This window comes from Halonotius pteroides, assembly GCF_003605635.1.
GTDB lineage: Archaea > Halobacteriota > Halobacteria > Halobacteriales > Haloferacaceae > Halonotius > Halonotius pteroides.
This window is the reverse complement of record NZ_QMDW01000068.1, coordinates 1-1451: the sequence shown is the minus strand read 5'-3', so window position 1 is coordinate 1451 and position 1451 is coordinate 1. Positions and strand designations below refer to the sequence as shown.

Annotated in this window: 1 protein-coding gene; it reads right to left on the bottom strand. The window is 55.6% G+C overall.

What is annotated here, in order from left to right:
• Positions 1-150 precede the first annotated feature (150 nt).
• On the bottom strand, positions 151-1341 hold the full coding sequence (locus DP106_RS15055; protein WP_394343468.1) for an ISH3 family transposase: 1191 nt from the start codon (positions 1339-1341) through the stop codon (positions 151-153).
• Positions 1342-1451: the final 110 nt, after the last annotated feature.

The following is a 1451-nucleotide window of genomic DNA, read 5'->3' as shown; positions in this document are numbered from 1 at the left end:
CTGATACGAGGCGAAGTACACTTCTGATGCCACGGAGAGTAGAGGAAGAATCACAAATCCGGTTTGTTTTGGCTGTAGTCGTCGTTCAGACCGATCTCCAAAGATAGCTGTCGCTGTTCGCCAGCCTCGCTTCGCCCGAAGCGAGGCGACTCAGCCGAGTCCGTGTTCGTATCCTGCTGGCAGTCCTTCTCCGTTCGTCTGGTACTCCTCTTTCCAGCTGAGTTCGTCGTCTAACACCCGTTCGATCCCGTGCAAAAACGCATCACCAAACGCGAATGTTTTCCGAAGTGCTCGCCCGCCACGCCGTGGTCGGGCGAGCACGGCCCACTGTAACACGAGCCACAACTGCTCTAACAGAAACCCCACGCCCACGTAGAACAGCCGGATTGTCGTCGATGGCGTTGTTGTCAGGGCACGCGCTTCTCGGAACTTCTCGTAGCTCTTCTCTATCCGTGAACGCTTGTTGTAGGTCGTAGCGACCTGCGCGGGCGTGCGGTCTTCCAGACCGTACGCCGCGTATCCTGTCGCTTTCACACCAGACTTTCCACGGTCACCGTTCTGATAGGTGATGTTCACCGCCAGTGGATACGTCTGTTCGTGCTCCTTCCCTTCGCAAATCGTCTCTTCGGTCATGTGTGACGCGGCCTTGGAGAGTTTCTTCCGGAGCGAGTCTTTCCGGGTTATGACCGGAAAGACTGGCGGTGCTGTCTCTCGAAGAACACCGATTAACTCCCCGACAAAGGCGTCCCTGTCCATGAGAATCTGGTCAGTCTCGAATGGATACGTCTCGACGCGGGCGAGCACGCGCTCGACCGCGTCGGCCTTGCTGTCCTCGCCGTCAACTGGTTCAACCGCCAGTGTGAGTGGCTTTCCCTGCGCGATGACGAACGCAGTACAGTACCGGTGACACTTCGTAGTTCCATCCCGTGCTTCCATTCTCCTAAATTCGTCTTCGTCATCTGGATGACCGTGGAACGGATTATCCATGAAGTCCAGACAGATGGTTCTCGACCCGCCACGGTCGAGAACCGTCATTGCCACCAGTGCAAGGATATCGTTGACAGCATCAAGCATCGGCTCTTTCTCCAAGGTGTGCAACCAGTCCATCACTGGCTCGCGGTTTGGCGTGTCTTCAGTGTCCGTCGTGACGCCGTTGACTGAGGTTGTGCCAACAGCGGCTCGCAAGACGACTCCCATGATATCCTCGGAATCGAGGTCGGAGCCCTCGATTCTTTCCATCGGTATCAACTCAAGCAACTCCATGCTAAGAGACTTCAACTGGCTGTTCGAAATGTACTCGTCCGGATCTGTGAGGATGCGTTTGAGTCTTGGAAACTCCATCACACACAGGAATCCGGACAGCGGCTGAATCAGGCGACTGATTCAGTCGCGTCATTCTGATCACTACGTGTCAGCAACTGGTTCTTTGAGCCAGAGTGGACAACTAGCGA